The sequence below is a fragment of the Aureispira sp. CCB-E genome (assembly GCF_031326345.1).
Taxonomy (GTDB): Bacteria; Bacteroidota; Bacteroidia; order Chitinophagales; family Saprospiraceae; genus Aureispira.
Genome location: NZ_CP133671.1, coordinates 3,284,754 through 3,310,159, shown reverse-complemented (window position 1 = coordinate 3,310,159; position 25,406 = coordinate 3,284,754). Strand labels below are relative to the sequence as shown.

Below are 25,406 nucleotides of genomic sequence, written 5' to 3'. Positions count from 1 at the left end.
AACGCCTTATCTATATTAAGCATGATTATATAAATAGTAGTTCGTTGATTAGTTCGCTACGCTCATGAGGGCGCTAGCTTAGTTTTTTACTTTTTTACCAAAAAGATAAAAAAGCACATTTATATTAGTTTGATAATCAAAACTTTAACATAAAACGCAACGAAGACACAACTTACTGATTATCAACTGCGCAGCACTCATGCAATAAACTAATAAAGTTTAGCTTCGCTGCTACTGCGTGGTTTCAACGAACTATTGATAAAAGTAAGTAATCGTTCATAAAAATTTATAGGCAAAATAGAATTCTTTTTGCACTATACTTTTTTCTGTCCACTTACTTAATAGATAGCTTCACTACATTCATGAAAATAAATACCCTGTAGTAACATAGTTTTTTTTCACGAAGTAATGCTAAATATCACCTGTATTAATTACTATAAAAATATAATGAAGAAGCTTTGGACAAGCTTTTGTTCATAGATGGTGTTAAGTCTCCCCCTGCATCAGCATTGGTATAACTCAATACTCGACCACCACCGTTAGCAGCTTCTGCAATATAAACTACATTGGCGCTAGCGTCGTATTCAGCGGCAACAGGATTTCCCAACATAGTAGCAGCGCCTGCTACTCTTATTTGATTGCCTGCTACAGCTAACATACCTCCATCTGCTGTATTAGAAAATTTACTTTTAAAATCTGTGATAATATGAAAACCGCCATCCGAATCTGAAGTAGCAGCTCCTACATCGGTTAAAATCATCGTTCCACCGTCGTAAGCAAGACCATGAGTTCGAACAATTCCTTCAATGGCAATCGTTTTACTAGCACTTACGGTAGCATTGGTTGTATTAGAAGCTGTAAAATTAGCAAAAACTGCTAACTGGTTGGTTTTATCCACTACAGCATACAAATCATTCTCCACAAACTCAATTCCCCAAACGGCAAATTCTGTTGTAACAACATTTCTAAGCGTCAATGCTCCGTCGCTTTTGGTGTAAATAAAGAGTCGTCCATCTGCCGTTGCTGTATTTCCATCTACATCGGCATTATCTGCTACCACAACCATATTGCCATTAACAGCAACGTCTCTTGGGCTAGACAAATCGGAAGAACTCGAAAAAGCAAGAGATAAAATAGCATTGACTGATAAAGTGGAAATGCTGCTGTATACGTTCAGTTGATTACTGCTTCTAGATGCTTGGATTACCTTATCCATATCTGCATCATAATAAATACCTTCTGCTGCTAAAGATGTGGTTGTTAAGGTTTTGGTCTCATTCTTTTCCATGTCATAAACAGTTACATTTCCATTGGAATTATTGGAAACGTACAACTCTGTTCTTGTAGAATTATCATTGTTATTGTCCTCTTTGTCGCAAGCAACAAATGCCAAAGAGCTAATGGATAGCAAGAATCCTACTTTCAAAAAATTAGTGTTCATTTGTAAAAGTTTTATTGTTTAAATTGATTGTTTTTATACGAATCATTTAAGTAGGCTATGATAATTAAGTGCGGAAAGGCTTAATAAAATTAGCTTTTGATCGTAGCGTAATGAACTAATTTGGTGAAGAGAGATTAATGTAGATGTTTTTCATTAAGCACCACATTGTGAGGAAAAGTTCAGTAGTTCAATCTTAAACAACATGATTACTAAACGCAGTTAACAAGAAAAAGTTTAGAAAAAGATTACTTTTTTCATTTAACATTGTTTGAAATTAAGAAGATCTTTCTTCCATTATTTTTATATACCCCCTTTTCTGTCTACTTCCTTGCCTTTATAAAAAGAATAAAAATTTTATCTTAGAGCCAATCCTAACCATCAAGTATTTTGAAACCCTACATAAAAACTTAGAAAAAACTAAGACGAGTTCTTTGAAAATATGAGAGAAAAGACGAAAGGGATTTCCCTTTCAATAAAATAATGAACTAATTTTAAGCCCAATGTAAAAATTGAAAACTGTTGATTTTGTTTTTCTTGAACTTTCTTTTTTACTGGACTGTTTTGATGTAAAGCACCAAATCCCATAATAAAACAAAAAGCTAATGCACCAACAATCAACAGATTAAATATGTCATAAGCTTCCTTTAATCTTGTTTTATGCATATTAAATCCTCTTGATTTGAAATCTTTGAACATGGTTTCAATTGAAAAACGCAGTTCATATTGCCTTATAATTTCAAAGGGGTCATCTAGATTACTAATCAAAAATATTGGCTCATCATATTTAGGATCATGCCAATGCAGAAAATTTACATCTTGAATTTTCTCTTTAGAAAACTCAACAGATGGGATAAACAAAAATGTTTCTCCATCTGGTACTTTTGTAAATCGAGGTTTAAAACAGTCTCCTTGCTCATGTAAAATTGTATTCTTGGCTGTTCTTACAGCATATTTCCAGCCTAACTTTAGGCGACATAATTGCTGTATAGATGCTCCATCAAACTCTCCATCTCCTAATAAAGTCACTTTAGTTTGAGTAAAAAGAATCGGTTTTAAGATTTCGGCTGCTTGTTGAATAATGTCTAAATGCATTTGTTGGGGGAAATGTCCTTTACGCCCTTTTCTGATTACCCAACAAATAGGAATACTACGTTTTTTCCAAGCTAGACTGACAACAAGAGCGACATGTTTACTTCCCATTTGACTCCCATCTATTACTAAACTAATGTCTTGATTATTATTCTTTTTGGATAAAGCAAAACGTAAAAATGCAATTAGAAAGGGAAGATAATGTACCTTGTAATCTGTCCACTTATTTGACAGAAATCGTTTGGCATGAACAACTCGACTTGCGGCATCTATATCTTGAGGTAAACCACTACCTATATCTGGCAAATGGCTACTTTTTCGTTTAATCATTCCTGTCACTAAGCCACACAAAGTGTTCAAACGGCTTAGTGCATGCCCCGATGGCTCTTGCTGATATAGACTTTTTAAACTATCTTTGACTTGTGAAAAAATCGTTTTTTTTCATATTGACAGGTTTTGTTTGATATTCGCATTACAAATATGACCTGTCTTTTTCTTTTCTCTACCTAATTTTCAAAAAACTTCTTCTTTTCTTTTTATGTAGGGTTTCAAATCAAGTATAAAGAAAGTTGATTAAGGTTGTTTCTAAACCGTATCCTAATATAAATTAACCAAACACATGGAGCAATGTACAATTTATAGCCATTCTATTGATTTTGATGCTATAATACCTATTATAAAAAAATACCTTCCCAAAGCAACACTAGAAAGAAAAGATACAGAAGGTGAAAAAATTTTGATCGTGCAAGCAAAAAAAGGCTTGTTGAGTCGTAAACACATCGTTACCATCCAAGGAAGACAACGTACAGTGCCCTCTTATCAACTAGAGCAACCAACCTGCCCTTTAACACAGAATTTAGTCGGGATGCACAACTATGTTTCTAATTTGCCCGCTCAAAATACAACCATTCAAAGTTTGTTGTTGCAAAAAATTGCTACTCTTAATAGCGAAATTAGTTTTACAGCACAGCCTTATATATCTGAAGATTTTGAAAAAATTCTAAAAGAAACCCTACAAGTATTGGATGGCATTTTATTTACCCCTCCTACTGCATTATTTTCAAAATCCAAACATCAACAATTCTTAGATAAAAACTTTGACTTAATTCTAGATACAGCTGGAGTATCCAAAATATCTCAATTAGAAGTGAACATTGATACTCAATATTATGATCCTCCCCAAGCAGAGTATACTTCAGCACAGCTCGACCGAAAGGCACGGAGTGAAGCTCTCCTTCAAAAACATCAAGTAACCATCAATCCTCATTTACCTTGCACGCCTAATCTTACTGAAATTGAATTGAGAGATAAAACGGCTATTATTAATCGCATCTATGCATTAACCATTATTACAGCTAGAGCAGAAGGCGTAGCTATAGAGCAATTGAAAACTATTATGTCTGAAAAAGAAATTACAGAGCTTTCGCCTTATGAAAACTATGTATTGAGTAATGATGTTCCTGCCGATGAGTTGTCTATCTTGACTTGGCGCTATGAAAGTCTGTTCTTGCTCTGTTGGGCGATTCAAAAAATAGAAAATCTTCCTTATCCATCTGAAATGTGTGTGGTTGATGAGTTCTTGGGTTCTATTCTACAACAATCGAGAGAAGAATTTACGGCTAGTAGTACACTTCGAAGCAAAGAGGAAATTGTAGAGGCGTTAGATTTGACTTATCGAATGAACTGGGCTTGCGTAGACGCTCGCATCAAAAAAATGCCTCCCTCTGGGAAACTACATCCAGGCATTGTATACGAACGCCATTATGCCTTGAACTGGTTAGTGCATCATCGTCAACAAAATTGGGATGCTGTTACAACCGATACTTAAATAGGTGCTTTATTTGGAATATTAATTTTTTTATTATAAATTCGAGCTCAAATTTATCAAACATACATTGTTCCCCGTATGTTTTATCATAGTTTTATTGTGGGCACAATAAAGCTATACTCTCAAAATTCCACTTACTTAGTTCTCTCCCACAGATTTACTGTGTTGATATTTGGCTAATTCTAAATAGCAATTTTCTATTATAGGGCTAGTAGAAACTTATACTATTCTATGTTTTTAGCTAAATAAGCTATTCAACAATCTGTTTATTTCCAAACTAACTAAAATAGGTTAAGATAGTTTTTTTCTATAGTTCTAGAATGTAGAAATAGATGTTCTTGCCTGTAAAAAATTCTTTCACAAAGACCAAATTTAATTACCATGTTAAAAACTAAAAAGAAATTTTTAATGGCTTTTTTAAGTCTAACACTATGTGCCCACTACAGTTGTAAAAAAGATGCTAGCATTCCAGAAAACAACACTATTTCTGAACAAATGTACTCTGCTGGTCAAAAATCAATTACTGCCGATATCATCAAAACTAGTGATGGAGGTTATCTAATGGTAGGAACTTCTTATACCAATAGTCCTATAGAAGGAGATATTGTTGCTATAAAAACAGATGCTAGAGGCGTCCAGCAATGGACAACTTCAATGGGGAAAGCCTCAGAGATGGGATCAGGTTCTTTAAACGGACAGACCGTTCATTATGACGAGGAAGGTGTCAAAGTTGTCGAAGAATCAGATGGCTCTTTTACCATTGCAGGGAATAGAACTTATATAGCTTATCCTAACATAAATAGCAGTCATGGAGTAAAAAAACATACCAAAATTGTATTTTATCAACTTTCTTCTACAGGTACTGCGACATCTACAGATGGAGTAGAGCTAAAAAGTAATGATGAATTTACAGAGAGGATCTCTGATTTCAAAATTGATGCTTCTAGTGGTTCTTCAAAATACATTTTGACAGGATATACAACCAATGTTAACAATAGTAAGCCATCTAATAATTCCAACACAGACCTTACAGATATGCTTGTCATGTCTTTGGATAATAACTTCAATTTTAATTGGGCGGAACAGAACAGTGCTCAGGGTTTTCAAGGAAGCGACTATGGCACTTCTGTAGTAATAACACCGAATGGGTATGTTGTTACAGGAACTACCCAAACAATCAATTCGGGCGCTGCTCCTTCTACAAGGTTTACTGCTACCTTGATTGATAAAGCAACTGGAACTCCTATAAGAAGATCTCATCACGAAAGCCAAGGTTATGATGTAGAAGGTGGGTATTCAGTTTACGATGCAACCACTCAAAGTATTACATTTGTTGGTAATGTTGTAGGTGGCTCACTAACCATCGCTCAATTAGATGCTAATCTATCCACACAGTATCCAACTAACCAAGGATTTGAACTTCTTACTCCTTCTAGTAATGGTGCCTTTAAAGCTAGTTCTATAGCTATTGTTCCTAATAATGGTGGCTTTATTATTTCATCGACTAAGTCTGATAACCTTGGAAAGGATATTTGCATTACCAAAGTAGAAAATAACTTTTCGCTTTCTACAGCTGCAGGGTGGCCTCATTACTATAGAGCTAATGGCGGCATCAATACCAGCGAATATTGGGCGGGACCTGTTGTTCCCACAGTTGATGCTAATGGAACCCTACAATATGCTTACACAGGTACTTTTAACGCCAATACGTTTACTAGTCAAATAGGATGGGTACTATTTTAATAGTCTTAGCTGCTACTGCATATTTTCAACAACCACGCAGCAATCCTGTGCTGTAACCAGTTATTAAAACAAGAGTATGTCAAATAATAACTTATTCTAAAAATTAAGCTGTATTTCTTACGAAATGCAGCTTTTTTAGTTAACTTACTATGCTGTACCAAGCATCGCCATACTATCATGTAAGTATGTCATCACTTTATCAATTCAATCTATAAAATAAACACCAATGGAACGAGAATATATTGAAGGTTTTTATCAATCTGAAATACCTCCAAGAGACAGCGATATGGATGCTGTACTTATCAGAAACATGGCATCAAGTGCTACCCCATTTACATCTGAAGAAGTTCAAAAAATGCTTGAAGCCCACGACCAATTCATCCAATCAGGAGGTAGTGGTGGTCGATTTGAACGATTACAGTTATCAGGTATCCCTATGAATATTTATATGGGTAAAAAAGGAACGGAAGGAAAACAGTTTGAAGTGCGCATGAAGCAGTTTTCTCCAGAAACAAGCTTAGAAAACGTACAACTAACCTACTCTGACTTTGCAGGTGCTATTGCTGAAGAAGTAAATTTTCAAGGAGCCAACCTAAACCACTCTTTGCTAACAGATGCCTTTTTGGCTGGTGCTAATTTTGACAACTGCTCTGCGGTAGGCACTGATTTTACAGGGGCAGATTTAACTGGCGCCTCTTTTGTTAATGCTGATCTTAGAAATGCTGATTTTGAAATATGCAACTGCACAGGCGTAGATTTTACAGGCGCTAATTTAGAAGGTGCTTTATTTAAAGGAACAACACTAGATGGCATTCGTCGTTAATGCTTACCCCATACGCATCAATTTTAACAAACACATAATCAATATGACAGAAGAAGATAAACAATTTATGCAACGAGCTATTGACCTAGCCAAGGAAGGCATGCATTCTAATGCTGGTGGTCCTTTTGGAGCCGTTGTTGTTAAAGATGGAATCATTGTTGGCGAAGGATACAATAAAGTAACCTCTACCAATGATCCTACTGCTCATGCAGAAGTTACGGCTATTCGAAATGCTTGCCAAGCTCTCAATACCTTCCAATTAGACGACTGTATAATTTACACCTCTTGTGAGCCTTGCCCAATGTGCTTGGGTGCTATTTATTGGGCAAGACCCAAAATGGTTTATTTTGGCTGTGACCGAGAAGATGCAGCGGCAATAGGTTTTGACGATCAGTTTATTTACGATGAATTGGAACGGGATATTGATGATCGCCACATCAAAATTGTTCGTTTAATGCGCAAAGATGCTTTGTCTGCTTTTGAGGCTTGGACTCAAAAAATGGACAAAACAAACTATTAAAGCTCGTGTCAGCTTCTAGGAGCCATCAACTTGAAGGTTAATTTTTTGCAATACTTTTAGAAGTTTTAGAAACCTTCAAGCTGATGTATCTTTTTATACAGAAAAAATTTTAGGGCGTTCAATATTTAATGACACGCCCTTGCTTTATCTTTTCTTTTGCTACTTTCCACGAGGGAAACTCGTCCGACTCGTACGTATAAGTAGCAATTTCTGTTGCTAGTGCAGCACTCTCTTTCATTGCTTCTTGATGTGCTCCTGTTCGCATGGCTTGTTGCATCAACTCCTTCGACTCCCAAGCTGTTATGGTATAATGCATATATCCAAATCCTGTATTTTTTAAACGAATAAAACCAGGTGTTTTTTTTAGTTGTAGAGTTATTTTTAAACCGTGCCAAGATAGCTTAAAAAAGTTCCACACGCTTCTTAGTCGAATAGATGTAATTGTGATAAGCATAGTTTATAGTGTTTTATTTTCAAAATTTTTAGCGTTTTGGTTGTTCATCTTTATTTTAAATCATAAACCTAAGTCCTCTCTATAGGACCATCATAGTCAAGACTTTTTGCTTTATCAAAGTGACTTTGGGCTCGTTTTAATTGGTTCAGCGCCTTATACAATAACCCAAGATTATAATGAACATAAGAATTTTTTTTATCCAACTTTAAAGAATATTTGCAATCCATGAGCCCCTCTTTAAATTTTCCTAATTTATATTTTGCAAAGCCTCTATTATTATATGAGTAGGCAAAAAAAGGATTGATTTCAATCGCAAGCGAAAAATCTTTAATTGCAGCTTCATAACTGCCAATAAATAGTCTGGTATACCCTCTATTATTATAAGCTGTATATGAAGTATTATCTATTGAGATTGCTTTAGAGTAGTCATCAATAGAATCGACATAGTTTTTTAACTTACATAATATTAATCCACGGTTGAGATATCCTGTACTATTTTGAGGATTGATTTTTATCGCTTTAGTAAAATCAACCAATGCATTTTCATAATGACCTTGCACCAGAAGAATTTCGCCTCTTTCCAAATAGGCATCCAAATAATTTGAGTCTCTTTCAATAACAGAACTAAAATCTTTGATAGCTCCTTTGATGTCTCCTTCTTGATTTTTTAATCTACCTCTATTGACAATCGCCAAAAAGCAATAACTATTAATCTCTATAGCTTTATTATAGTCTTCTAATGCGCCTTCTACATCATTTAGTTTTTGTTTGGAAACACCTCTGTTATTATATGAATACTCAGCCTTAGGATTGATTTCAATCGCCTTATTATAATCATCAATTGCCCACCAATAATCTCCTAAACAATATTTTGCCCAGCCTCTTTGGTGATAAGCCTCTTCTAAATTAGGGTTAAAATCAATCGCTTTGTCGTAACTCTTAATCGCTTCTAAATAATCATTATTATCAAAACTAGCATTTCCTTTGTTCAAATATTCTAAGGCGTATTTAGATATACTATCACGTAATTTATAATAACTATGGCTTTTAATTTCTAATAACTCCTTTTTTTTGTCTAAAGGTCGTTTATTATCTTCTAATCCATCTTCGTATGGAACTCTTTGTGCAGCAACGTTTTCAACCTCTTTAGGACGAAGAGATAAAGATCCATCTAAAACATCATTATCCTCTCCTCCACGCAAAAAATTTTGAAAAAACGCTATTATTTTATAAAATAACTTCGTCATCTATTACTATTTAAAATTGCTCTATTCAACTTCCTCCAAAATTAAAAATTACTGGATTATAAATTTAAAGACTTCTGACTACTCTTTTCCTATTCCAATTTATTTTTTTTGTACTTTTGAGGCTCTATTATTCATTCACTGCATAAAAAATGAAGGCACAACCCTTAACTTCTGACGAAATCAACAATTTATCTCAACTCCTCATCAGTTCTAACGCTAGTAGTATTGATGTCGCTTTCCAAATCCTGCACAATTATCCAACTGCCATTCCAAAGGTAATGAACGAATTGGTGCTTATCAGCCAACTCTCTTGGAACGATGCTCAACGAAAAGAAGCACTTCAGCTCTTAGAAAGTACCTTTGATAGGACACAAATCAAGGCATGGAATGATATTTTTCAAATTTTTCATATTTACCAAAATTTATTTGAGCCCGAAGATTTTGAAGAAAACTGGCATTGGTTTGAACAACATGAAGCACACCGAGCTACTTTTATGCCCATTATTCGTCAAAATAATGACTATACAGGAGAGTATTTTGCCATCGCAGAAACTATTGCCGAATATTACAAAAAACGACTCGATTGGGCAGAACGCTATTATTTTATTTCTTTAGAATACAATCCTAACGATCTCAACACATTAAGCACCTTGGCAACGCTATACAAAGATGGCTATCAAGACTACCCCAAAGCACTTTCTTTTTATGATAAAATGCTTGAAATTGAACCTCAGCATTACGATGCATTGGAAGCAAAAGGAGCTTTGTTTTTAGATTATATTAAGGATATTGATAGGGCTACTCAAACTTTTGAAAATGCGCTTAAACATTATCCACAAGACGAAACACTTCAAATCTGGCTGGCAGATACTTATATGCAAAAGAACCACCCAGAAACCCTCCCTCGTGGTAAAGAAATACTAGAACTTGTCTTGGAAAACAATCCCCATAATATGTTTGCATGGACTATTTATGGCAATCGGCTTTGGATTACAGAAAACAAGCCCGAAGAAGCCATAGAAGCCTATCAAAATGGTCTAAAAATCAACCCTAGAAGTTACAATATATTAGGTAATTTGGCAGAGTTATACGAGCGAGTCTATCAAAATTATGAACAAGCCAAAGATTACTACATCAAAGCATTTTCTATTTATATGGATGATGCTTTTCACCTTAGCAACTTTGTTCGCCTTTTGGTTCTTCAAACTCAAGAACTCGACGATGCCAAGGATTATTATGTGCACCTTAAAAGTTTGTTTTTTGGAGCTATTAAGCGAGAACCAGAATTAAATGATGAACAATGGAAAGCATTTCAAGAAGCAGAACAACTCTTATGGAACACCTTCCCCGAATTAAAAAACTACCTATAAACACGTTTTAAATCATCCAACAACAATATCGCTGCCTCCAAAGCTATTTTAAAATTCTCACAGCTTTTATCATGACTTAGTTGAAGGGGTACTTTATAAAAAATTTCTTGATTATCAACTAGCAACTCTCCAAAATACATCTTTGGAATATCAGTTAATTTATCCCGTGTTTTTTTGTTTAGTAAGGTACGAGTAGTCGTGAGGTTTTCTGCATCTATCAAAAACCGATGGTCAAAATCCTGTACACCAATTTCTATTTCTTTGACAAGCCCCAAACCTTTTCCCATTTTTCTAAAAATATGCTCGCTCGCCAATCGAAGCCGATATCCTTCTGTATTAAGATTGTGCTGCAATTTAAAAGCTGTCCAATAGGTAGCATTTTTTCCTGCCCCTACCACATAGGTATAACAAACAAAATTATGCCCTTTGATGGTACCTTTTAAAAGTGGTCCTTTTTTGGTTCCATACTCTGCCAACATATCCTTTTCAAATCGCAAACCATAGGGTCTACCTAACTTTTTAAAGTTCTCTTCTTTTTTCTTTTCAAAATGAACAGCCAATTTGTAAATTAAAAAGATTAGCCCAGCAACAACTCCTAGAATAATTGTTACTGCAATTATTTTTTCTGATCCATCTGACATAATGATATATTTTTAACGTTTTTTAGTGGAGCTTAAAAATGGTGCGAATCATTCTACTCCTCCATGCTTTCCCCAAAGAGGTATTAGAACTTCGTGCCTCTTTGATCGTCATTCATTGCAACTACAAAGTAGCAATGCAACGAACGGCTATAGTATTTTAAGGCAAAATTGTAAAACTTAGCCCCGTTTGTTAAAGATTAAATATTTATGACTGCTATCTTTTACAAAATAGCTTTTAATTTTAAAAATACCTGTTTTTGTGCTGCATTTAAATCATCTGCCATAAAAATACACATTCCTTTTGCACCATTTTTTTTGGTAATGCGAATCGCTGCCTCCAAATCATCAGCCAATCGCAACGCAGGAGAATACAAACCTGCATGAATTGGAAAATCAACATCTTGTACGCCTTGGTTGGTCGCAAAACCTATCCAATTAATCCCTTCTCTATAAAAATTGTGATACAACATAGGATAAGCGGCATCTAAATTCCAATCGTTCCATGCTTGACGAACCATTTGGCGAGACATTTCTGGAAAAGGAAAAACTGCTGCTGTCAAAGGAATATTATACTGATGTGTTAAATCTGCAATTTCATTCACCAATTTTGTAATTGCATTCAAGCGATATTGCCGCCACTCTGTGCTTAACTCTGGATGTTCCATGTCCATTGGATCTTTTCCAAAAATAGCTTTAAAACCTTCTCTAGCAATAGGATGATAACCATAATCATATTCTGGCAGCTCTGTTTCTTGTTTTAAATTGTACTTAGGCTGCAAATCTGCTCCCAAAATCACATCCACATACCGTACATAATCTAGATGTACTGAAGCTAAGTTTTCTATGGAACAATACGCTTGAACCTTGCTTTTGATATAGGCACAAGCATCGGGATGAAAAGGGCTTAGCCACTGATAATAATTTACATAAGCTCGATATTCCAAAGAGTTTTGCCCTCGTCTATTAACAGCATACCATTCTGGGTGTGCTTGAGTTTCTTTGTTACCCGGTTGATTCAACGTCCACATCCAAGCATGCACCTTCATATTCATACGAGTAGCCAAAGGCACTAATTCTGTCAAAAACTCAGGGCTTGCTTGCACCAACAATTCTGTAATTCCCAAAGAGTCATAATAGTTCAACTTTTGAGTCCATTTGTCAGCATCGTATTCTTTTTCGCCATGCACCCAAGTTGACAATGTAAAGCTGCTGTCTACAGAGGGAATTTCTATCGTTTCCTCTTGAATATTAGTTGCATCTTCTTCTTTGGGAACTTGGCAGGCAGCTAGTAAAGCAAATCCAATAATCAGCATTTTCCAACAACTAAATTTTACACTACTCATAACAATTTAAATTTTCCTTCTTCATTAATAACAAATTGTTCTTTAGAGGTTAAGTTCTCTATGTATAATTCAAAACCAACATAGGTTTTCAAAAAAACGACATCGAACAAATTTTGCCTAATTTCCAATTGATTTAATTGATACGTTGTTTGAGGGCTACTATCTAACAAGGATTTGTGTTTGCCAAACTTTATTTGTTCCAACAAAGCATAAGCCACCTGTTTGTTTAGTACTTGAGGAATGGTTACTTCCGTTGCTTCCTTACCTACTAAATGATCGCTAAACACCAAATAGCCCCAATGCTCAGGCAAATGCATGTTGATAGCGCCTTGATTTGACCACACCCAATTGTACTCAGGCAATCGCTTCCCGTTTTCTTTTTTCAAACTATACATTCCATCGTTCAAATCATGTTCCCATTGAACTCTAGAGAAATTAATCCGCCAATAATCGCCTCCCTTGGGATGCTTAACCGTTTTTCTTTTCCGTTGCAAAAGCACTTCAAAAGGAATCGCCATTTCTACCGACCAAAACGTATCAATATCAGTGGCATCATTCAAACTGCCTCCTAGATAAACAGCCGTTTTTAGTCCTTCTATTTCATAGTAATCATTAGCGTGTCCTCCAAAACGATATGCTTTATTCAAACACAAATCCCAGACAGTATTCAAAGCATTGACTTCAATTTCTACGTAATTATAAGTGTCATCTGTTGGATCTATAAACACCTCAAAATCGTTGTTATAAAAAACAACTGCATCGTGTTTTTTAATATTGCCCCAAATGTGTGGTTCTTCTAATTCCGCATAAACATATAAGTACGCATCATCCCAAAGCATTTTTACCTGTGTTTTATATTTAGGTTCTTTAACGCCTTCTATATCTATGAAAGTACTCGTATAAGCTGCTTTTGACCAAGCATTCTCCACAGCTTGCCCATCAATTACCATGTTGTCTGCCGTTCGGTATGCAGTGTACTCTGAAGGTATAATGATAGAAGAATCAATATGAATCGTATTTTCATATAGAACTGTTTTTGTTTCTGTCCTTGGCTTTTTGTTTGTACAGGCAACCATCAATAGCCCTAAACAACAAACAAGTAATTGATTCATTTTTTGGAATTTGGTACCATACATAATCGTTTGACAAAACGCAGGGTAGTTTAATAAATATTCTAATGATGATCCATCCGATACAACTTTATCGCTAAAAATTAAAATCTAACAAAACACGCCATACTCCATCTTCTTCTAGTTGCCACAAAAGAAAATAATGACCTCTTCCATCACTAACGTACTGTCCTATATCATAACACAAGCTATCACCTATCGGCATCGTTTGTATAGTAGACAATCGAATGTGCCAATTTTCACTCAACATATAAGCATACTTATCCTCGATTGCCCGCCGCCCTCGATAGATATAACCGTCATTCAAATAAAAAGCATTTTGACGATACAACTCCATAACCAAAGAATCAGGGTAATGTTGATTCGACCAATATTCCCAATCCTCTCGAGCCTTACCAACCGCTTTCATATGCATATCTTGATGCCTTGTTACAGGATATAAAACTTCCAATTCTTTTGCCCAACGACCTCCTTCTTTTTTCCAAGCAATTGCATAAGCTATTTTAGACTCAAGACTATCCTTAGGTTCATAATACCCAATATCAAAGTAATTGGAAGAATCGTGCTTAACAATGGCTATAGAATATACCGTATCAATGATAGGCAAATTTTGTAGTTTTTGATCTATGCTATCCCTATTTTTATAAATCTTATCTTGTGTCAGCAAAGCTCCTTGTCGGCAGTAGTAAGCTGCTCCGCTATTATTTTGATTCACAGTAGTGATAAAATTCATTTGAATCTTATCAAAAGGCAGCTGTACAACTTCACTATTACAGGCTAACAATGCAAATAAAACAAGTATGACGAGAGCTATTTTCATAATGGAGATAAAAATACGTTATCAAAGATTTGCAATAAATTCTTAAGCAAGCAATTTACAAGACAGTGGACTAAAATAAAATCGTCAATCTATTTTGTTTTTAACAACTGTGCCTCCCAATTTTTAATTCCTCCTGTCAGGTTAATTAAATTGTTGTATCCATAATTCGTTTGCAGTTGTTCGATAGCAATTTTACTTCGAATCCCTTTGGCGCAAAGTACAACGACTGGTCTATCTTTAGGAATTCGATCTTTCCAAAGCACCAAACGAGGCAAAGGGATGTCGATTCCCTTTAGCGTTTCATAACGAGGTTGTTCCCAAGTTTCTCGAACATCTACCAAGGTGTATTGCTCCAAATTATCAGCTAATTCTTGAGGTGAAATTTCTAGAATACTTGGTTGTTTTTCTTCTTTTTTGATGCCACAAAAAGCCTCATAACTGGTCGTTTTAAAGTCCTTTTTCATAGCTTTTGTTTGGGTAATAACGGCAGCGTTAGCCTGAATTGTTAAGATCAAACTTTCTGCTGTCAATGCATTATAAACCAATAGTTTTTCAGACAAAACATCCCCTAATCCCAATATAATTTTTAGGGCTTCATTGGCTTGCATCGCTCCTATCACTCCAGGCAGAACCCCCAATACACCTACTTCTGAGCAATTGGGCACCTCACCTGGTGCAGGAGGATTAGGGAACAAACAACGATAACTAGGCCCTCCTTGATAATTAAAAACAGCTACTTGCCCTTCAAACTTAAAAATAGAACCATAGACCAACGGTTTGTTAGTGATAATGCAAGCATCATTGACCATATAACGAGTCGCAAAATTATCAGTGCCATCCACCACAAGATCGTATTGTTCGAATAATTCTAATGCATTTGAAACCTCCAAAGCATAAGGATAAGCCAATACCTCTATCAATGGATTTAGAGCAACCAATCGCTTTTGAGCAGCCAAGGCTTTGTTAACTCCTATATCTGCTACCGTGTACAAAATTTGGCGTTGCAAATTACTCTCTTCCAAAACATCAGCATCAATGACACCTATTTTTCCTACTCCAGCAGCAGCTAAGTATTGCAAAATCGGACAGCCCAAGCCACCAGCACCAATGACCAGTACGTTGGCATTTTTCAGTTTCTTTTGCCCTTCTAAGCCGATTTCTGACAGCAATAAGTGACGACTATATCTCGCTAAATCTTCTTTGTTTAAATTCATGCGCTATGTTTGATATCCTTTTTAAGCAGACTAATACTTGTATTCTATTTTTTTTATTCTGTCTAGTAACTTTTCTAATTTTCTAGAATTACAAAGATAACATCTTATTAATTAAGTCGAAAAACAAAAGTCATTCGCTATAAAATAAATTACATTCCTCAACAGTTCTTATAAAGAATCTATTCGTACCACCTTCAAAAAAAAGACATTATGAACCTTAAACATTTGATGCTTTTATTTTTAGTTATCCCCAGCATTTCAAAAGCAGCCCCAGATACGAAGATTAAAACATTTAGCTTACAAGAAGCCATTCAACAAAAAATTATTGTTTTATCAAGTATTCAGTCCGTTGCTTACCAATCCTTGCAACTTCGTTTAAAGAACGTGCACCAACGCAAAGACATCTACGTTTATTTTCCAACTGGTTTACAATTCGCCTCTAGAGATAGTTCTGAACAAGATCAAATCATTTTGCAAGAGCGCACTTTGTTGGTAAAAGCAGGACGAACCATTAGCCCTACTTTTGTCAGCTATTGCACACAATCCAATCACCGCAGCCCAGGCAAGGAGAGTCAATTTGATTTAAAAGAAAATGCCAATGGTAAATTATTAGAGTTGGCTAGTTTTTTATCAACCATCAAGGATATTAACTATACAGCTCAACATGCTGTATGGACAGTTACCAATGACCATGACCTAAAAGGGCTACATCATGATGATCTAAAAACAGCTATAAAAATTCAAAAATTTGTAGCAGACTTAACAGGAAAACCACTTCCTAAATACACCGTTCGATATAAAGATGGTCGAGAACGTCAAGTCGCTTTTACGGGAGAAGCCATTGTTATTTATGGTCATCATGAATACATCTTAAAAGAAGATGCAACCGTGACTTGCCAGATTTTTAATGAGGCAGGTGAAATGGTTCAACAAGTCTTTAAAGATATGACTCAAAAAGGAGGCAAAATACGCTTCAACTTTAAACTAAAGGCTTTGGATTTACCCCAAGGAAAATATGTTTCAAAGGTTTTTATTGAAGGAAAAACGATTCAAGAACAATGGGTCGAAGCCTAGCACTAAAATTAACCTCATCCCCTTCTTCATCTTAATAACTAATTTTCAACACATTGAGACCAACAGAACAAAATTCATTCTATTAAAGTATACCCTATTCCTTTATGAGCAAATAGGATTTTCTTAAAAAGTAATGACAAATAATAAATTTAGTTTTTAAATTTGCCCTCGATCAAATTTTTTGTTGTTGATAATTAGTGGTTACTTATGGTCCTACTATTTGGTCGTTGAAACCACGTAGTAGCAGCGCAGCTAACTATTTTGATAATCTTGCAAACATTATATATAGTTTATAAACCATTCACAACAACATACTTAACACTAACAAACTACATTTATTTTGAAAAAGCGATCCATGCTAGAACTCAATCGGTTGTCGGTAGAGTCATATAAAGAGACCCCAAAAACTCCTATTATTGTTATTTTAGATAATATTCGTTCTGCACTTAATGTTGGGTCTGCTTTTCGTACTAGCGATGCTTTTTTGGTTCAAGAAATAGCCCTTTGTGGTATTACTGCTCAACCTCCTCACAGAGAAATTTTAAAAACAGCTATTGGTGCCACTAAATCTGTGGCTTGGCAACATTTTGAAACGACTCAAGAGGCTGTCAATCATTATCGAGCCAAAGGGTTTCAAATTGCTGCAATCGAACAAGCAGAAGGCAGTATTCCGTTGCAGAATGTTCCAGTTCAGGCACAAGATAAAGTAGCCATTATTTTTGGCAACGAGGTAAAAGGTGTTGATCAAGAAATTATGAATATCGTTGATTGTTGCATTGAAATTCCTCAATTTGGCACCAAACACTCTTTTAATATTTCTGTTTCTATGGGAATTGTTTTATGGAGTTTAACACAAAAAATTCGCCCCGATTTAATTATTCAAGAATCGCATTAAAATATTATCTAACCTAGACTTTGGGGTTTTAGAGCAAGACAATAGAGATACTAAATCAATTAGAAAGATGTCCATATATTCTATTTTTGTAGAATAACTAAGCAAAATTAATCCTAGACCATACTTAATCTTTAGGAGATAAAATCAAGCAAGGATTTGAATACTTATATTGACAACCATTAGTTTTGCTTAGTCATTTAGTTTAATACTCCGTTGATTTTTTAGTTTTCCTACGAAAAACGTAAAAAAGCATCTTGCATTAGTTTGATTATCAGTCTTTTAACACAAAAATCAACAAAAATACATCTTACTAATAATCAACTGCGAAGCACTCATGCAATAAACTAATACGATTTTTCAACGGAGTAATGTTAGTTTGAATAATTACCAATTATACTCAAAACTGCCTATCAGCTCCATCTGCTATTTGTCTTCCTTCCCCTTCTTTTCCAAAGTCATTTTTTAATTATAACTATGAAAATCGATATTAATTTTATTAAAAACATTGTAGAAGAACAAATTCCTATTCACAAATTTCTGAATCTAAAACTCGTTGAAATTCGCAGTGGGTATGCGAAAGTAAAAGTCCCTTTTCAAGAAATGGTTTTGGGAGATATTGTTCGTAGAAGGTGGCATGGTGGCATGCTATCCACTATCATGGACTCCGTTGGCGGAATTGTTGGCATGACTCATTTGACTTCTTTTGAGGACAAAATGGCGACCATTGATTTGCGTGTAGATTACCTCAAAGGTGCCAAAGAAGAAGGCATTGTTGTAGAGGGGGAAATTGTGCGTCTAGGAAATCGGATTTTAGTAACACGAATGAAGGTTTGGAATGAAGCAGAAACCGAAGTCCTTGCAGAAGGAAAAGGTGTCTACAACTTTATCCGCATGAAAGACAAAAGCATCATAGAAGCTAATTAATATTCATAAGTTGTTTGTATTTCTAGCACATTCGTTCTTAAGTTCCAAATCATTTTATGCTCCATGCGAGCCTTACAGTTTGGAACTTAAGCATTTGAACTATTTACTTAATACAATAGTTAGCTGCACTGCTACTATTAATAAAGACCTCTCTTCTTTCCTATTCTGAAAAGATAACGGTTAACATAGCCGAGTTAGTTTGGTGCGTTTTGTTGATTTTGGCAGATATAGTAGAGCCAGAAAATATCATTTTTTCATTGTATTGAAACGACTTCGCATTATCTTTCATTGCTATCGCCCATTGCTGTAATAAACCTAATTCGTTGGGGGCTTGCTGCGATAAATTATAGAAAATTTCAGCAATATCTATTGCACAAACTTCTGGTGGTGTATTGAGCGGATACGTTCCATTTAGCAACATCCGATATTCTTGCTGCAAGACATCGCAACCTGATTGATACAGTTCAATACTCAAATTCATAGCTGGCACGGTTACCTTTTCTACAGCATCCTGACCTTTGACTTCAAAACTATGATTGGCAAATCCCTGAATATGCTCAAAGATAGCTGTTGGTGGCTTGTACTTGCATTCTTTTTTTTGATTGCCTGATGCACCACATCCAACTCCAATAAATAGTATACTTATTATTAAACTCCAGAGAATTTTATATTTTAACCTTATCATATTTTACAGTTCATCATTTGTTCCATCATTTCTTATTCCTTAACGATATTGCCACTTGAATTAGTATCAACGCCTCTTGACTGGTTGACAAAAAGATAAAAATATCCTCCTCCCAGCCCATAAGATACGTAGTCCCAATTGTCTCTTACAAAACCATCAAACACTCTAGTAAAAACTTCTTCATAGAGTAGACTCAACGCAACAACCATCACCAACGTGTCAAAAAGAGAAAAACAGAAAGAAACATTTTGCATCAAAAAACGACGTTCGACCAATAATAAACCTAGCAAAATAGGCATGCACAAAAAGCTATCTAAATAACTGTCTATTAATGGGCAATCCCAGTTCCATACTCTTTCTACAAATTGATGTCCCCCAAATAGCAAAAAACATCCCCACCAAGTTCTTTGTTTAAGTACTAACATCTACTCTTTATTACATCGCAAAAGCAACCGCTAGTATAAAACCAAAAATAGCAAAGGGTGACAAAGCTACTAATACAGCTATTCCGATCACTCGAATACTTAGTTTTAGTGCAATAACAAGAATACTATCTTCAGCATGAATAGCCGCTGCATGATTCCACCACTTGAGTGTTTTAGATATTTTCTCTAGAACCACTTGGTCCATTGAGTTCTCTGGTTTCTTTGTCATAATTCTGGTATATTTATTGGTTAATGTTTTGCTCCTCTATTTCTACGTGACCATAGGTAGTTGAAATATTCACTTGATAAACACAAAAATACACCATTTAATATTAGCGTACAGGCTTAGGTTTTTATTTAGAACAATTCTAAAATTTTATGCCAAATAATCCTTTAATGCCTCCACTGTTTTCTTTGCATTGCCAACAAAAATAGCCTCTTCAAACACAAATACAGGTCGTTTTAGAAATGTGTAGTGAGACAATAATAACTCTTTGTAGTCTTCTTCTGACAAGTTCTTGTCTTTCAATCCCATTTCTTTGTATTTGGTAGCTCTTCGATTGATCAAAGATTCGTAAGACTCCGTTTGTTGTCTAAGTTCTTCCACCTGCTCTTCTGACAAGGCTTCTTTTTTTAGATCTTGTAATTCAAAATCAGTAGTATCTACTTCCGACAAAATGCGCTTGCAGGTACTACAAGTGCTCAAATAATATACTTTTTTCATTATCAATTATAATGTTTTAGTTTTCGTATTCCTAACTATTGAGAATTGCAAAACTAATAATTTACGCCAATTTAGATGTTTTATTCCTGAAATTAAATTGGTTGATATTTTACCCTCCTATTAATTCTTGACCTTTGATAAAAAATTTTAAATTGAGGAAATATTAATCTTTTGGTTAAAAAATCAATTTATGCGTCCAATTAAAAGTGCTATTCAGACAAACGCCCCAAGCTATCAAGACAATTATGAACAGATGTCCAAACTAGTCGAAGAACTTAATGGATATCTTCAAAAAAGTTTGTTTCAAGGAAAAGAAAAACACCTTCAAAAAGCTAAAAATTCAGGAAAGCTATTAGCTAGGGAACGAATAGAATTACTTCTAGATCAAGACAGTTTCTTTTTAGAATTATTGCCTTTAATTGGTCTTCAAGGAGAAGGATTTGGTCCTGGTGGAACAGCTGTGTGTGGCATAGGTTTGGTCATGGGACGTTTGTGCATGATTAATGCCAATGTGGGAAGCAATAGAGGTGGTTCGATTGATAAAGCTACCCTAGAAAAAAGCATTCGCATGAGCGAGATTGCAGTAGAAAATGGGTTGCCTGTCATTAATTTGGTCGAATCTTCTGGAGCAAATCTTCCTGAACAGGAACAAATTTTTAACTATGGAGGAACCATTTTTAGAGAAATTACAAGACGTTCCCGCAAAGGCTTTCCCACGATTTCTGTAGTTTTTGGAAACAGCACCGCAGGGGGTGCCTATATTCCTGGTATGTCTGACTATACCATTATGGTCAAAAAGAAAGCAAAAGTTTTCTTAGCAGGTCCTCCGCTTGTCAAAATGGCCACTAACGAAATTACTGACGACGAGTCTCTAGGAGGGGCAGAAATGCATAGCACCATTTCAGGTGTTTCAGATTATCTAGCAGAAAACGAGCAGGATGCCATTCGATTAGCACGAGAAGTCGTAGAACAATTAAAAGCGCCTTCGGCAACAATCCCAACAAAAACAACCGTACAACCTCCTTTATACGACACAGAAGAATTGTTAGGCATTGTTCCTGCCGACATTCGAAAACCTATTGATGCAAGAGAACTTATTGCTCGTATTGTTGATGGTTCTTGCTTTTCTGAATTCAAACCCAATTATGGCACTACCTTAATTACAGGCTATGCAGAAATTCATGGGTACAAAATAGGCATTATTGCCAATAATGGGGTTATTTTATCCGAGTCAGCCAATAAAGCAACGCATTTTATACAGTTGTGCAATCGCAATAATATTCCGTTACTTTATCTTCAAAATACAACTGGATTTATGGTTGGACGAGCTTACGAAGAAGGGGGCATTATCAAAGATGGTGCAAAAATGCTTAATGCAGTTTCTAACAGTGATGTTCCAACGATTACGATTATGATTGGTGCTTCTTATGGAGCTGGTAATTATGCTATGAATGGGCGTGCTTATCAACCTAGGTTTTTATTTTCTTACCCCAACTCCAAAATTGCCGTTATGGGACCTCAACAGCTCAGTGGTGTTATGGAAATTATACAACGAGCAGCCGCCAAAAAGGCAGGGGTAGAATACAATGAAGCGCAAGCTGCTCAGCTGCGACAATATATGATTCAACAAGTTGAACAATCCTCTACCGCTTGGTATTCTACCTCTCAAGGTTGGGACGATGGTGTTATAGACCCTAGGGAAACACGCAATTATCTAGCCGTTTGCTTGGCAACCATCCACAATCAACCCATCAAAGGAACAACAGATTATGGCGTCTTTAGAATGTAACCCTCTATCAATACCAAAACTGCTATTTTACAAAGCTCTCAATGTCAAAAAATTTCACAATGATACAATCTATCTTAATTGCCAATAGAGGAGAAATTGCTACTCGAATTATCAAAACATGTCGCCGTTTAGGGATTAGAAGTATTGCCGTTTATTCAGAACCTGATCAGAATTTACCTTTTGTACACGATGCTGACGAAGCCATTGCATTAGGTGGCAAATCCGCCAAAGAATCCTATTTAGTTCAAGATAAAATCATTGCTGCGGCCAAAAGAACTCAAGCCGATGCGATTCATCCTGGATTTGGTTTTTTATCAGAACAGGCTGATTTTGCGCTTCGATGCCAAAAAGAAGGGCTTATTTTTATTGGTCCTAATGCTGATGCCATCCAAAAAATGGGCTTAAAATCTACCGCAAAAGCCATCATGCAAGAGCATGGTGTTCCAACCATTCCGGGCTACCAAGGCGAGCACCAATCTCTAGACCAGTTAATTCAAGAAGCCAATCGGATTGGTTACCCCGTTCTAATCAAAGCAGTTGCTGGAGGCGGTGGCAAGGGAATGCGTATTGCTTATCAAGAAAACGAAATCAAGTCTGCCTTACTCGCTGCTCAACAAGAAGCTCAAAATAGTTTTGGCAATTCAAGCGTTATCTTAGAACGATATTTCAAAAATGCTAGGCATATTGAATTTCAAATTTTTGGAGATCAACAGGGCAATGTCTTGCATTTATTAGAACGAGAATGTAGTATACAGCGCCGCTATCAAAAAGTCATCGAGGAAAGCCCTTCCCCTAGCTTATCGAATCAGCTTAGAACAGCAATGGGAAACGCAGCTGTTTTAGCTGCTAAAGCAATTAATTATGATAATGCTGGTACAGTAGAGTTTATCTTAACAGAAGAGCAGGAGTTCTTTTTTTTAGAGGTCAATACTCGTCTACAAGTAGAGCATCCTGTTACGGAAATGATCACAGGGCTTGATTTGGTAGAATGGCAAATACTTGTTGCTGAAGGACAGCCTTTGCCCCTCCAACAAGAAGCTGTAAGTAGTCACGGTTATGCCATAGAATGCCGTTTGTATGCTGAAGATCCTAGTGATAACTTCTTCCCTTCTGTGGGTAAAATTTTACATTGGAAAACAGCCAATATAGATGGGGTTCGATATGAGGTTGGGGTTCAATCAGGGTCAGAAGTTGGCATCTACTATGACCCTATGCTAGCAAAAATTATTGCACATGGAGCAAATCGTTCTACCGCTATTCGAAAAATGCAATATGCCTTAAAACACTTAAAATGCCTTGGTGTGCTTACCAATCAAACCTTTCTATTAGCCTTGATGCAAAATAAGGCTGTCCAAGTAGGGGCTTATCATACTAATTTTATTGAGCAGGAATTTGACTTTCAAAAACTAGCCACTCAAGCAGCAGAAGGAGAAACGATTGCGCTCATTGCTTCCTTATTGTATCGTTGGCAACAAAGGCAACAAAAACGCACCTTAATTCCTACTTTAGCATCGGGTTGGCGTAACAACTTTTATCAACCTCAACAAGAATCCTATTTGGTAAAAGAGGTTCCTATTGTAGTTCATTATCAATATCAAAATACAGCTTTTGATATAAACATTCAAACGAAAAACTATAATGTTAAACTCATCAGCCATACACACAAAACCTTGTCTATTGCTATTAATGGGTGGCAGCACAAGGTACACATAGAGTCATTGGATCATGATTATTATATTCATCATTTGAATTATGGTCAACTAAAAACAACCTTAATACCCCAATTCCCCATTATTGAATCAGAAAAAGCAAAAGGTGATTATTTGGCTCCCATGCCCAGCGAGGTATTAAAGATTAATGTTGAGGTTGGGCAGCAGATTCAAGAAGGGCAAGCACTTATTACATTGCTTTCTATGAAAATGGAAAACACAATCGTTGCCCAAGAAAATGGTTGTATCGAGGAAATTTTAGTAACAGAAGGAAGCGCTATTGCTAAAGGGACTTTATTATTAAGAATCAAAGAACAATAGTTAGTTGCGCTGCTAACTAAAAGAAAGTAAATAAAACTTATGGAAACGTCTTTTGACATTATTATTTGTGGTGCAGGACCAGCAGGAAGTACTTGTGCTTTGGCATTGGGAAACACAGGACTTAAAGTTGCATTAATTGACAAAAAGGGCTTTCCTAGAGATAAAATCTGTGGAGATGCTGTGGCACCTTATGTTCCTAATGTTTTAAATACCATTCATCCTAGTTATAAAACTTCGTTTGAAGCATTTAGGGAAAAAGAAATTGTTACAACCTTACGAGTTGTTGCGCCCAATCAAAAAAATATTGATTTAAATTTTCCTAAAGAGGGGGCTATTTCCATGCGTGTCCATTTGGACAACTTCTTATTTCAACATGCCCAGCAATTATCCAATGTCACTACTTTTATTGGCTCAGCAGTATCTAAAGTAGAGACAGACAATGACCAAGCTATCGCCGTATTAAAAAACGGTCAAGTGCTAAAAGCTCAAATCATCATAGGCTGTGATGGCGCTCAAGGGATTGTATCCAAACAACTAACTAGCAATAAAGTTGATTTGAGGCACAACTCTGCCGCTGTCCGTGCTTACTATCGAAATGTAAAAGATATTCCTAACAAGACGTTTGAACTACATTATTTAAAAGACTTGATGCCTGGCTATTTTTGGATTTTTCCTTTGCCTAATGGTTATGCTAATGTCGGCTTAGGAATGCTTTCTAAAACAGTTAGCGACAGAAAAATCAATCTCCGTAAAGAGTTAACTCGTATCATTGAGACGACGCCTTACCTAAAAAAGCGTTTTGAAGCAGCAGAATTAATTGATCCTCCCAAAGGCTATGGTCTTCCTTTGGGGTCTAGAAAAGTTACGATTTCTGGACAACGTTTTATGCTTTGTGGAGATGCTGCCTCCTTAATTGATCCGTTGTCGGGAGAAGGAATTGGACAAGCAATTATTTCTGGGCGTTACGCAGGATGGCAAGCTAAAAAATGCTTTGAACAAAAAGATTTCTCCGCTAAAAATATGAAAGCTTATAACAAAATGGTCTATGATAAGCTATGGAAAGAACATAAAATACACTACTTTACACAGCGAGCAATTGCCAATCGACCGTGGTTAATCAATAGCTTTGCAAATATCGCTTCAAAAAATACTTTCCTTATGCGTCTTTTTCAAAAGGCATTTTGGTAATACATCAAT

Annotated in this window: 25 protein-coding genes; 12 read left to right on the top strand and 13 right to left on the bottom strand. The window is 35.8% G+C overall.

Features of this window, described 5'->3' with window-relative positions:
* Positions 1-427: 427 nt before the first annotated feature.
* Positions 428-1,441 carry a hypothetical protein gene (locus tag QP953_RS12790; protein ID WP_052595361.1) on the bottom strand — a complete coding sequence of 338 codons (1,014 nt, stop codon included), beginning with the start codon at positions 1,439-1,441 and terminating at the stop codon, positions 428-430.
* Between the two features lie 417 nt (positions 1,442-1,858).
* Complete coding sequence (locus QP953_RS12785) at positions 1,859-2,860, bottom strand: transposase (protein ID WP_309552816.1); 1,002 nt, start codon at positions 2,858-2,860, stop codon at positions 1,859-1,861.
* Positions 2,861-3,149: 289 nt separating this feature from the next.
* Between QP953_RS12785 and QP953_RS12780 the strand changes: the two genes are divergently transcribed.
* The 4 genes from QP953_RS12780 to QP953_RS12765 all read left to right on the top strand — a co-directional run bounded on the left by QP953_RS12780 (position 3,150) and on the right by QP953_RS12765 (position 7,444).
* Positions 3,150-4,358, top strand: a complete 1,209-nt coding sequence (locus tag QP953_RS12780) for a DUF4272 domain-containing protein (protein WP_309555341.1) — start codon at positions 3,150-3,152, stop codon at positions 4,356-4,358.
* 408 nt (positions 4,359-4,766) lie between these two features.
* Complete coding sequence (locus tag QP953_RS12775; protein ID WP_309555339.1) at positions 4,767-6,101, top strand: hypothetical protein; 1,335 nt, start codon at positions 4,767-4,769, stop codon at positions 6,099-6,101.
* A 226-nt stretch (positions 6,102-6,327) separates the two neighbouring features.
* Positions 6,328-6,924 carry a pentapeptide repeat-containing protein gene (locus tag QP953_RS12770; protein ID WP_052595366.1) on the top strand — a complete coding sequence of 199 codons (597 nt, stop codon included), beginning with the start codon at positions 6,328-6,330 and terminating at the stop codon, positions 6,922-6,924.
* Between the two features lie 43 nt (positions 6,925-6,967).
* On the top strand, positions 6,968-7,444 hold the full coding sequence (locus QP953_RS12765; RefSeq protein WP_052595369.1) for a nucleoside deaminase: 477 nt from the start codon (positions 6,968-6,970) through the stop codon (positions 7,442-7,444).
* 118 nt (positions 7,445-7,562) lie between these two features.
* On the opposite strand, the gene QP953_RS12760 is transcribed toward QP953_RS12765, so the two are convergent.
* Positions 7,563-7,898: a hypothetical protein gene (locus QP953_RS12760; RefSeq protein ID WP_052595371.1), complete on the bottom strand. Its 336-nt coding sequence runs from the start codon at positions 7,896-7,898 to the stop codon at positions 7,563-7,565.
* 68 nt (positions 7,899-7,966) lie between these two features.
* Positions 7,967-9,145 (bottom strand): tetratricopeptide repeat protein, encoded by a 1,179-nt coding sequence (locus QP953_RS12755; RefSeq protein WP_309555338.1) that lies wholly within the window; start codon positions 9,143-9,145, stop codon positions 7,967-7,969.
* 149 nt (positions 9,146-9,294) lie between these two features.
* Between QP953_RS12755 and QP953_RS12750 the strand changes: the two genes are divergently transcribed.
* Positions 9,295-10,515 (top strand): lipopolysaccharide assembly protein LapB, encoded by a 1,221-nt coding sequence (locus QP953_RS12750; protein ID WP_052595374.1) that lies wholly within the window; start codon positions 9,295-9,297, stop codon positions 10,513-10,515.
* On the opposite strand, the gene QP953_RS12745 is transcribed toward QP953_RS12750, so the two are convergent.
* Complete coding sequence (locus tag QP953_RS12745) at positions 10,506-11,156, bottom strand: hypothetical protein (protein WP_052595377.1); 651 nt, start codon at positions 11,154-11,156, stop codon at positions 10,506-10,508. The two genes, QP953_RS12750 and QP953_RS12745, sit on opposite strands and share 10 nt — an antisense overlap.
* A 38-nt stretch (positions 11,157-11,194) precedes the next feature.
* On the opposite strand from QP953_RS12745, the gene QP953_RS12740 reads away from it, so the two are divergent.
* Complete coding sequence (locus QP953_RS12740; protein ID WP_309555335.1) at positions 11,195-11,317, top strand: hypothetical protein; 123 nt, start codon at positions 11,195-11,197, stop codon at positions 11,315-11,317.
* Between the two features lie 60 nt (positions 11,318-11,377).
* Here the strand turns inward: QP953_RS12740 and QP953_RS12735 are convergent, their stop codons facing one another.
* The 4 genes from QP953_RS12735 to moeB form a co-directional block, all read right to left on the bottom strand.
* Positions 11,378-12,499, bottom strand: a complete 1,122-nt coding sequence (locus QP953_RS12735) for a family 10 glycosylhydrolase (RefSeq protein ID WP_309555334.1) — start codon at positions 12,497-12,499, stop codon at positions 11,378-11,380.
* Entirely contained in the window at positions 12,496-13,611 is a 1,116-nt protein-coding gene (locus QP953_RS12730) for a carbohydrate-binding family 9-like protein (RefSeq protein ID WP_309555333.1), read from the bottom strand. Before QP953_RS12730 ends, QP953_RS12735 begins: the two co-directional genes overlap by 4 nt.
* Before the next feature lie 94 nt (positions 13,612-13,705).
* On the bottom strand, positions 13,706-14,449 hold the full coding sequence (locus QP953_RS12725; protein ID WP_052595383.1) for a hypothetical protein: 744 nt from the start codon (positions 14,447-14,449) through the stop codon (positions 13,706-13,708).
* A gap of 89 nt (positions 14,450-14,538) precedes the next feature.
* The gene (gene moeB / locus QP953_RS12720) at positions 14,539-15,663 is read right to left on the bottom strand and encodes a molybdopterin-synthase adenylyltransferase MoeB (protein ID WP_052595385.1); all 1,125 of its coding nucleotides are present in this window, start codon (positions 15,661-15,663) and stop codon (positions 14,539-14,541) included.
* 210 nt (positions 15,664-15,873) lie between these two features.
* On the opposite strand from moeB, the gene QP953_RS12715 reads away from it, so the two are divergent.
* The 3 genes from QP953_RS12715 to QP953_RS12705 all read left to right on the top strand — a co-directional run bounded on the left by QP953_RS12715 (position 15,874) and on the right by QP953_RS12705 (position 18,556).
* Entirely contained in the window at positions 15,874-16,737 is an 864-nt protein-coding gene (locus tag QP953_RS12715) for a hypothetical protein (protein ID WP_052595388.1), read from the top strand.
* A 340-nt stretch (positions 16,738-17,077) separates the two neighbouring features.
* Positions 17,078-17,632: an RNA methyltransferase gene (locus QP953_RS12710; RefSeq protein ID WP_052595390.1), complete on the top strand. Its 555-nt coding sequence runs from the start codon at positions 17,078-17,080 to the stop codon at positions 17,630-17,632.
* 474 nt (positions 17,633-18,106) lie between these two features.
* Positions 18,107-18,556 carry a hotdog fold thioesterase gene (locus QP953_RS12705; RefSeq protein WP_052595392.1) on the top strand — a complete coding sequence of 150 codons (450 nt, stop codon included), beginning with the start codon at positions 18,107-18,109 and terminating at the stop codon, positions 18,554-18,556.
* Positions 18,557-18,716: 160 nt separating this feature from the next.
* On the opposite strand, the gene QP953_RS12700 is transcribed toward QP953_RS12705, so the two are convergent.
* From QP953_RS12700 to QP953_RS12685, 4 genes are all read right to left on the bottom strand, one after another.
* Positions 18,717-19,241, bottom strand: a complete 525-nt coding sequence (locus tag QP953_RS12700) for a hypothetical protein (protein WP_052595395.1) — start codon at positions 19,239-19,241, stop codon at positions 18,717-18,719.
* Between the two features lie 32 nt (positions 19,242-19,273).
* Positions 19,274-19,666, bottom strand: a complete 393-nt coding sequence (locus QP953_RS12695) for a hypothetical protein (RefSeq protein WP_052595397.1) — start codon at positions 19,664-19,666, stop codon at positions 19,274-19,276.
* Between the two features lie 10 nt (positions 19,667-19,676).
* Complete coding sequence (locus QP953_RS12690; protein WP_052595399.1) at positions 19,677-19,895, bottom strand: hypothetical protein; 219 nt, start codon at positions 19,893-19,895, stop codon at positions 19,677-19,679.
* A 147-nt stretch (positions 19,896-20,042) separates the two neighbouring features.
* Positions 20,043-20,390 (bottom strand): arsenate reductase family protein, encoded by a 348-nt coding sequence (locus QP953_RS12685; RefSeq protein WP_052595401.1) that lies wholly within the window; start codon positions 20,388-20,390, stop codon positions 20,043-20,045.
* A gap of 190 nt (positions 20,391-20,580) precedes the next feature.
* On the opposite strand from QP953_RS12685, the gene QP953_RS12680 reads away from it, so the two are divergent.
* The 3 genes from QP953_RS12680 to QP953_RS12670 are packed head-to-tail and all read left to right on the top strand — an operon-like array spanning position 20,581 to position 25,397.
* The gene (locus QP953_RS12680) at positions 20,581-22,179 is read left to right on the top strand and encodes an acyl-CoA carboxylase subunit beta (RefSeq protein ID WP_052595403.1); all 1,599 of its coding nucleotides are present in this window, start codon (positions 20,581-20,583) and stop codon (positions 22,177-22,179) included.
* A gap of 59 nt (positions 22,180-22,238) precedes the next feature.
* Entirely contained in the window at positions 22,239-24,209 is a 1,971-nt protein-coding gene (locus QP953_RS12675) for a biotin carboxylase N-terminal domain-containing protein (RefSeq protein ID WP_309555332.1), read from the top strand.
* A gap of 39 nt (positions 24,210-24,248) precedes the next feature.
* On the top strand, positions 24,249-25,397 hold the full coding sequence (locus QP953_RS12670) for an NAD(P)/FAD-dependent oxidoreductase (RefSeq protein WP_052595408.1): 1,149 nt from the start codon (positions 24,249-24,251) through the stop codon (positions 25,395-25,397).
* Positions 25,398-25,406 lie beyond the last annotated feature (9 nt).

What these genes read in the sequence shown, in the direction of transcription:
- QP953_RS12790 (WP_052595361.1), bottom strand. Translation starts at nt 1,441, where the DNA reads ATGAACACTAATTTTTTGAAAGTAGGATTCTTGCTATCCATTAGCTCT.
- QP953_RS12785 (WP_309552816.1), bottom strand. Translation starts at nt 2,860, where the DNA reads ATGATTAAACGAAAAAGTAGCCATTTGCCAGATATAGGTAGTGGTTTA.
- QP953_RS12780 (WP_309555341.1), top strand. Translation starts at nt 3,150, where the DNA reads ATGGAGCAATGTACAATTTATAGCCATTCTATTGATTTTGATGCTATA.
- QP953_RS12775 (WP_309555339.1), top strand. Translation starts at nt 4,767, where the DNA reads ATGGCTTTTTTAAGTCTAACACTATGTGCCCACTACAGTTGTAAAAAA.
- QP953_RS12770 (WP_052595366.1), top strand. Translation starts at nt 6,328, where the DNA reads ATGGAACGAGAATATATTGAAGGTTTTTATCAATCTGAAATACCTCCA.
- QP953_RS12765 (WP_052595369.1), top strand. Translation starts at nt 6,968, where the DNA reads ATGACAGAAGAAGATAAACAATTTATGCAACGAGCTATTGACCTAGCC.
- QP953_RS12760 (WP_052595371.1), bottom strand. Translation starts at nt 7,898, where the DNA reads ATGCTTATCACAATTACATCTATTCGACTAAGAAGCGTGTGGAACTTT.
- QP953_RS12755 (WP_309555338.1), bottom strand. Translation starts at nt 9,145, where the DNA reads ATGACGAAGTTATTTTATAAAATAATAGCGTTTTTTCAAAATTTTTTG.
- QP953_RS12750 (WP_052595374.1), top strand. Translation starts at nt 9,295, where the DNA reads ATGAAGGCACAACCCTTAACTTCTGACGAAATCAACAATTTATCTCAA.
- QP953_RS12745 (WP_052595377.1), bottom strand. Translation starts at nt 11,156, where the DNA reads ATGTCAGATGGATCAGAAAAAATAATTGCAGTAACAATTATTCTAGGA.
- QP953_RS12740 (WP_309555335.1), top strand. Translation starts at nt 11,195, where the DNA reads ATGGTGCGAATCATTCTACTCCTCCATGCTTTCCCCAAAGAGGTATTA.
- QP953_RS12735 (WP_309555334.1), bottom strand. Translation starts at nt 12,499, where the DNA reads ATGAGTAGTGTAAAATTTAGTTGTTGGAAAATGCTGATTATTGGATTT.
- QP953_RS12730 (WP_309555333.1), bottom strand. Translation starts at nt 13,611, where the DNA reads ATGAATCAATTACTTGTTTGTTGTTTAGGGCTATTGATGGTTGCCTGT.
- QP953_RS12725 (WP_052595383.1), bottom strand. Translation starts at nt 14,449, where the DNA reads ATGAAAATAGCTCTCGTCATACTTGTTTTATTTGCATTGTTAGCCTGT.
- moeB (WP_052595385.1), bottom strand. Translation starts at nt 15,663, where the DNA reads ATGAATTTAAACAAAGAAGATTTAGCGAGATATAGTCGTCACTTATTG.
- QP953_RS12715 (WP_052595388.1), top strand. Translation starts at nt 15,874, where the DNA reads ATGAACCTTAAACATTTGATGCTTTTATTTTTAGTTATCCCCAGCATT.
- QP953_RS12705 (WP_052595392.1), top strand. Translation starts at nt 18,107, where the DNA reads ATGAAAATCGATATTAATTTTATTAAAAACATTGTAGAAGAACAAATT.
- QP953_RS12700 (WP_052595395.1), bottom strand. Translation starts at nt 19,241, where the DNA reads ATGATAAGGTTAAAATATAAAATTCTCTGGAGTTTAATAATAAGTATA.
- QP953_RS12695 (WP_052595397.1), bottom strand. Translation starts at nt 19,666, where the DNA reads ATGTTAGTACTTAAACAAAGAACTTGGTGGGGATGTTTTTTGCTATTT.
- QP953_RS12690 (WP_052595399.1), bottom strand. Translation starts at nt 19,895, where the DNA reads ATGACAAAGAAACCAGAGAACTCAATGGACCAAGTGGTTCTAGAGAAA.
- QP953_RS12685 (WP_052595401.1), bottom strand. Translation starts at nt 20,390, where the DNA reads ATGAAAAAAGTATATTATTTGAGCACTTGTAGTACCTGCAAGCGCATT.
- QP953_RS12680 (WP_052595403.1), top strand. Translation starts at nt 20,581, where the DNA reads ATGCGTCCAATTAAAAGTGCTATTCAGACAAACGCCCCAAGCTATCAA.
- QP953_RS12675 (WP_309555332.1), top strand. Translation starts at nt 22,239, where the DNA reads ATGATACAATCTATCTTAATTGCCAATAGAGGAGAAATTGCTACTCGA.
- QP953_RS12670 (WP_052595408.1), top strand. Translation starts at nt 24,249, where the DNA reads ATGGAAACGTCTTTTGACATTATTATTTGTGGTGCAGGACCAGCAGGA.